Here is a 6,020-nt window from a genome sequence, read left to right on the forward strand (position 1 = left end):
ACCCGGAGGGACCGGCGGTGTGCGGTCGAGTATTGTACGCGACCGCGCACCGCCGGTTATGCGACCGGTCGCCGGCGTGAGCGGCTCACTCGTAAGCGTCGCCGATGATTTCGTCGATCCGCTGCTTGATCTCTGGGGTGATGCGCTCGGCCACCTCGGCGGACTTCATGTTCTCGCCGATCTGCTCGACTCGCGACGCGCCCGTGATTACCGTGCTGACGTTCGGATTTTTCAGAATCCACGCGATCGCGAGCTGACCGATCGTGCAGCCGAGCTCGTCGGCGAGCGTGCCCAGCTGGCCGACCACGTTGTTGCGTGCCGGGTCGGTGAGTGCCTTGCGCAGCCAGTCATAGCCCTGCAGCTGCGCGCGGCTGTCGGCGGGCACGCCGTCGCGATACTTGCCGGTGAGCAGGCCCGATGCGAGCGGACTCCACGTGGTCAGGCCAAGACCGATGTCCTCGTAAAGCCGCTTGTATTCGTGCTCGACGCGCTTGCGGTGGAACAGGTTGTATTGCGGCTGTTCCATGACCGGCTTGTGAAGATGATGCCGTTCGGCGATTTCGTAAGCGGCGCGAATTTCATCGGCGCTCCACTCGGACGTGCCCCAGTACAGCGCCTTGCCACGAGAGATCATGTCGCTCATCGCCCACACAGTTTCTTCGACCGGCGTGTTGGGGTCGGGACGATGACAGAACACGAGATCGACATAATCGAGTTGCAGACGCTTCAACGAGCCGTCGATCGCGTTCAGCAGGTACTTGCGATTGAGCGTGTAGTGCTGGTTCGGCGCTTCCGTGAGCCCCCAGAAGAACTTCGTTGAGACGACGTAGCTCACGCGCGGCCACGCCAGTTCCTTCAATGCGTGGCCCATGATTTCCTCGGATTTGCCGCCGGCGTACACCTCAGCGTTGTCGAAGAAATTGACGCCGGCGTCGCGTGCCGCGGCAAGCGATTCGCGCGCGGCGCGATGATCCACCTGGTTGCCGTACGTAACCCACGAGCCGATGGACAGTTCGCTGACTTGCAGGCCGGAGCGGCCCAGACGTCGATAGTTCATGCATGTCTCCTTGTTGGTGATGCCACGGGGATCGAACCGGAAACGCCCAGTTTAAAGAGATATGGCGCCGCGTGCGTTTTACCTATGCCCGCCACGGCGTTCATGCACAATAGCAAGGTTGGCCGCCGAGCCGTATCCGCCGAACGGTCTATGACCTTTGGCCGACTTCACGCCGCGCGCGGTCTTGTGGTCTCATTGGTCACCCACTGCATGGAGGTTCTGGATGTCGTCTCTTAACACGGATCTGAACGGTAAAGTCGCCGTCGTCACTGGCGCCGCAAGCGGCATCGGCAAGCAGATCGCGTTGACTCTTTCCGCGGCGGGCGCGGCGGTTGCCATCGCCGATCTCAACCATGACGGCGCGAACGGCGTGGCCGAGGAAATCACAAAGCGTGGCGGCAGGGCAATCGGCGTCGCGATGGATGTGACGAATGAAGACGCGGTGAACCAGGGGATCGACAAGGTCGCCGCGGAGTTCGGCTCGATCGACATCCTTATTTCCAACGCCGGCATTCAGATCGTCAATCCGATCGAAAACTATTCGTTTTCGGACTGGAAGAAGATGCAGGCCATTCACGTGGATGGCGCCTTTCTGACCACCAAGGCCGCGCTTAAGCACATGTATAAGGACGATCGCGGTGGCATCGTGATCTACATGGGCTCGGTCCATTCGCACGAGGCCTCACCGCTGAAATCCGCTTACGTGACGGCCAAGCACGCTCTGCTCGGTCTTGCGCGCGTGCTCGCCAAGGAGGGCGCGAAGCACAACGTGCGCTCGCATGTCGTGTGTCCGGGGTTCGTGCGCACGCCGCTCGTCGACAAACAGATTCCCGAACAGTCGAAGGAACTCGGCATCAGCGAGGAAGAAGTAGTCAAGCGCGTGATGCTGGGCGGCACGGTCGACGGCATATTCACGACGGTCGAAGACGTCGCACAGACGGTGCTGTTCCTGTCCACTTTCCCGACGGCTGCGCTGACGGGCCAGTCCTTCGTGGTGAGCCACGGCTGGTATATGCAATAAGGAGAGTGCCTGTGGCGCAACGCAATCTGAAGCGGGCGCGCGTCGGCGTGTCCGGTGACGGGGAGGGCGCCGGTCCGGCGCCCGCTGTGAACCCGCGCCGGCCTCTGCGGTTGCCCAACTATCAAACCATCGCGCTGATGCTGCAAGGCGGTGGCGCGCTGGGCGCCTATCAGGCTGGCGTGTTTCAAGGGCTCTACGAATCCGGCATCGAACCGAACTGGCTCGCGGGAATTTCGATTGGCGCGCTGAATACGGCGATCATCGCGGGCAATCCGCCGGAAAAGCGCGTCGAGCGTCTGATGCAATTCTGGGAGACGATCTGCCAGCCGGCGTTCGGGCCGCCGTTGCCCGCTTTCGTCGAACACGCGCTATTCAACTCAAGTGAAGCGGTGCGCAAGGCCTTCACCGCGACGCAGGCAATGAGTGCGCTGGTCGAAGGGCAGCGAGGGTTTTTTGTGCCACGTTTTCCGCCGCCGCTGCCAACCGTGTCGGGGCCGCCGCAAATGGCAAGCTATTACGACACCACGCCGCTTAAGGCCACGCTCGAATCGCTCTGCGATTTCGACCGGATCAATTCGGGCGAGATCCGCGTGTCGGTCGGTGCGGTCAATTGCGGTACCGGTAATTTCGCCTATTTCGACAATACGCAGACGACGCTGAAGCCGGAGCATTTCATGGCGTCGGGCGCGCTGCCGCCCGGCTTCGCGGCAGTCGAGATCGACGGGCAGTATTACTGGGACGGCGGCCTGATGTCGAACACGCCGCTCTATGAGGTGATCCAGTCCACGCCGCGCCGCGATACGCTCGGTTTCCAGGTCGACCTATGGAGTGCGATCGGGCCGGTGCCGGACAACATCACCGACGTGCAGGGCCGCATGAAAGACGTCCAGTATTCGAGCCGCACGCGCCTCGTTACCGACATGCTGCAGCGCTCGCAGCGGTTCCGGCACGTGCTGCGCGAAGTATTGGACCGCGTGCCTCCCGATCAGCGCGACGACCCGTGGTGCAAACTGGCCGAAGAGCTGTCGTGCTCGAAGCGCTACAACGTGATCCACCTGATCTACCGGCACAAGGAATACGAAGGGCACTACAAAGACTTTCAGTTCGGGCTGTCGACAATGCGAGAGCATTGGCAAAGCGGTTTAGAAGATATCCGCCATTCGTTGCAGCAGCCTCACTGGCTCGATATGCCGGACAACGACGCGGGCTTTGTCACGCACGATATCCATCGCCATTCGCGTTGAATCTGCGCGGCAATTTCGTTGCGCGCTCGCAAGGCGGTCATTGAGCTCTTGCAACTGAAAGACACCGAGTCTTTAGTCGCAGAGCCTGCCGATCGGGCAATAAAAAACGGCGCCCTTCTCACAAGAAAAGGCGCCGCTTCACAGGGGGTTGCAGCTTGAAACCCGCTATACAGCGCGGACAATTTCCGCGCCGCGAAGTGATTTACTTCAGCACATGCGCAATCGCGTTAGCCACCACGTCGAGATTGCGCGTATTGAGCGCGGCCACGCAGATGCGGCCCGTGCTCACCGCGTAAATGCCGAACTCTTCGCCCAGACGGTCCACTTGCGGCGCCGTCAGACCCGAGTACGAGAACATCCCGCGCTGTGCATTGACGAAGCCGAAGTCGCGATCGACACCGCTTGCCTTCAGGCGCTCGACCAGACCATTGCGCATTGCGCGGATGCGATCGCGCATTTCGCCCAGTTCCGCTTCCCACGTCGCGCGCAGCTCCGGCGACGCGAGCACCGCCGCGACGACCGAACCGCCGTGCGTCGGCGGGTTCGAATAGTTCGTGCGGATCACGCGCTTTAGTTGCGACAACACACGCGCCGATTCTTCCTTGCTCGACGTGATGATCGACAGTGCACCGACGCGCTCGCCATAGAGCGAGAACGACTTCGAAAACGACGACGACACGAACACGTTCAGTTCCTGTGCCGCGAACAGACGCACGGCTGCCGCGTCCGCATCGATGTTGTCGCCGAAGCCCTGGTACGCGATGTCGAGGAACGGCACGAGGTTGCGCGCCTTGACGACTTCGACCACCTGCTTCCACTGCTCGACGCTGAGATCGACCCCGGTCGGATTGTGGCAGCACGCGTGCAGTACGACGACCGTGCCTGCCGCGTAGCTGTTCAGCGCGGCCAGCATGCCGTCGAAGTTCACACCGTGCGTGTGCGCGTCATAGTAGGGATACGACTCGACGGTGAAGCCGGCGCCTTCGAACAGCGCGCGGTGGTTTTCCCAGCTCGGATCGCTGATCGCGACCTTGCTGTTCGGATTCACGCGCTTCAGGAAGTCCGCGCCGATCTTCAGTGCGCCCGTGCCGCCCAGCGCCTGTGCGGTGACGACGCGGCCGGCCGCGATCAGCGGCGAGTCGTTGCCGAGCAGCAGCTTTTGCACAGCCGCATCGTAAGCGGCGATGCCTTCGATCGGCAGATAGCCGCGCGGCAGCGCGGCGTCGACACGAGCCCTTTCCGCATCGCGTACGGCGCGCAGCAGCGGAATCTTGCCTTCTTCATTGAAGTACACGCCAACGCCGAGGTTGACCTTGGTAGTGCGCGTGTCGGCGTTGAAGGCTTCGTTCAGGCCCAGAATCGGGTCGCGGGGAGCAAGTTCGACGGCGGAGAACAGAGACATGATGGATGGGCAGCAGTTGTGAAAGAGGGCGGCTTCGCGCGCGAGGCGGCCTGGCCTGCGCTGTCGGCGGTGTTTTGGAGTTCGACGTGAGGCTGGCGGAACGCGAAAACGGGGACCGGCTTCAGGTGGCGGCGGGCGAGCGCAACGTCGCATTGTAACGAATCCGGACGCGGTTTTTGGACGAGGCAGGGCATTTATTTGCTTGAAAAACAGGCATTCCGCGGGCATCTGCGGGGGTGAGAAATCGGGCTCGCCCAGCTTCGACGAAGGCACGTCCCGGACCGGACACCGGCGGCATGCTGCTCCCACTCGTCGAAACAAGTGGCGCGCAGCACACGGTCAGCCACCGGCGGGAGGCGCCGCACGCTTCGCCCAAAGAGCGATGACATGCCAACGCCAAAGTCAACGCCAACGCCAACGCCAACGCCCGTTCCAAGTCTGCGCAAGCCCGTGAGATCGTCGCTTTGCTCAACCCGTTAGAATGATTCTTTGCCCAAGGCCCGGCCGCACCCATGTCCGAACACCCTCTGACTGAAACCGACGAAACGCTCGACGAATCCCGATTCGTCGCGTTCGAAGGCTCGCCATTCGAGCTTTACCAGCCCTATCCACCTGCCGGCGACCAACCGACGGCCATCGACACGCTCGTCGAGGGCGTCGAGGACGGCCTCGCATTCCAGACGCTGCTCGGCGTGACCGGCTCCGGCAAGACTTTCACGATGGCCAACACGATCGCGCGGCTCGGTCGCCCGGCGATCGTGTTCGCGCCGAACAAGACGCTCGCCGCGCAGCTGTACTCGGAATTCCGCGAGTTCTTCCCGCGCAACGCAGTCGAGTATTTCGTCTCGTACTACGACTACTACCAGCCGGAAGCGTATGTGCCGCAGCGCGACCTGTTCATCGAGAAAGACTCGTCGATCAACGAGCATATCGAGCAGATGCGGCTCTCGGCTACGAAGAGTCTGATGGAACGGCGCGACGTGGTGATCGTGGCGACGGTGTCGGCGATTTACGGTATCGGTAACCCGTCCGAATATCATCAGATGATTCTGACGCTGCGCACCGGCGACAAGATTGGTCAACGCGACATCATCGCGCGGCTGATCGCCATGCAGTACAACCGCAACGACGTCTCGTTCGAGCGCGGGACGTTCCGCGTGCGCGGCGACACCGTCGAGATCTTTCCGGCGTATGAGGAGCAGGGCGTGCGCGTGGAGATGTGGGGGAACGAGATCGAGCGGATCTCCAAGATCAACACCCTCACCGGCGAGACGATCGCCAACCTCGAACGCGCGG

Annotated in this window: 5 protein-coding genes; 3 read left to right on the forward strand and 2 right to left on the reverse strand. The window is 62.1% G+C overall.

Features of this window, described 5'->3' with window-relative positions; all coding sequences use genetic code 11:
- Window positions 1–85: 85 nt before the first annotated feature.
- Window positions 86–1,057 (reverse strand): aldo/keto reductase, encoded by a 972-nt coding sequence (locus tag VGH68_RS02535; RefSeq protein ID WP_331601931.1) that lies wholly within the window; start codon window positions 1,055–1,057, stop codon window positions 86–88.
- 223 nt (window positions 1,058–1,280) lie between these two features.
- Between VGH68_RS02535 and VGH68_RS02540 the strand changes: the two genes are divergently transcribed.
- Complete coding sequence (locus VGH68_RS02540) at window positions 1,281–2,078, forward strand: 3-hydroxybutyrate dehydrogenase (protein ID WP_331601932.1); 798 nt, start codon at window positions 1,281–1,283, stop codon at window positions 2,076–2,078.
- Between the two features lie 11 nt (window positions 2,079–2,089).
- The gene (locus VGH68_RS02545) at window positions 2,090–3,322 is read left to right on the forward strand and encodes a patatin-like phospholipase family protein (protein WP_331601933.1); all 1,233 of its coding nucleotides are present in this window, start codon (window positions 2,090–2,092) and stop codon (window positions 3,320–3,322) included.
- Between the two features lie 202 nt (window positions 3,323–3,524).
- Here VGH68_RS02545 and VGH68_RS02550 read toward each other — a convergent pair whose 3' ends face one another.
- Window positions 3,525–4,724, reverse strand: coding sequence for an amino acid aminotransferase (locus VGH68_RS02550; protein ID WP_331601934.1), 1,200 nt, complete (start codon window positions 4,722–4,724; stop codon window positions 3,525–3,527).
- Between the two features lie 512 nt (window positions 4,725–5,236).
- On the opposite strand from VGH68_RS02550, the gene VGH68_RS02555 reads away from it, so the two are divergent.
- Window positions 5,237–6,020 (forward strand): DEAD/DEAH box helicase family protein (locus VGH68_RS02555; protein WP_331601935.1); only part of this gene is annotated, 784 nt, incomplete at its 3' end.

The sequence above is a fragment of the Paraburkholderia sp. genome, from assembly GCF_036488505.1.
Lineage (GTDB): Bacteria > Pseudomonadota > Gammaproteobacteria > Burkholderiales > Burkholderiaceae > Paraburkholderia.

Excerpts from the sequence above, each read along its gene's own strand:
- VGH68_RS02550 (WP_331601934.1), bottom strand. The coding sequence starts at position 4,724 with ATGTCTCTGTTCTCCGCCGTCGAACTTGCTCCCCGCGACCCGATTCTG.
- VGH68_RS02535 (WP_331601931.1), bottom strand. The coding sequence starts at position 1,057 with ATGAACTATCGACGTCTGGGCCGCTCCGGCCTGCAAGTCAGCGAACTG.
- VGH68_RS02540 (WP_331601932.1), top strand. The coding sequence starts at position 1,281 with ATGTCGTCTCTTAACACGGATCTGAACGGTAAAGTCGCCGTCGTCACT.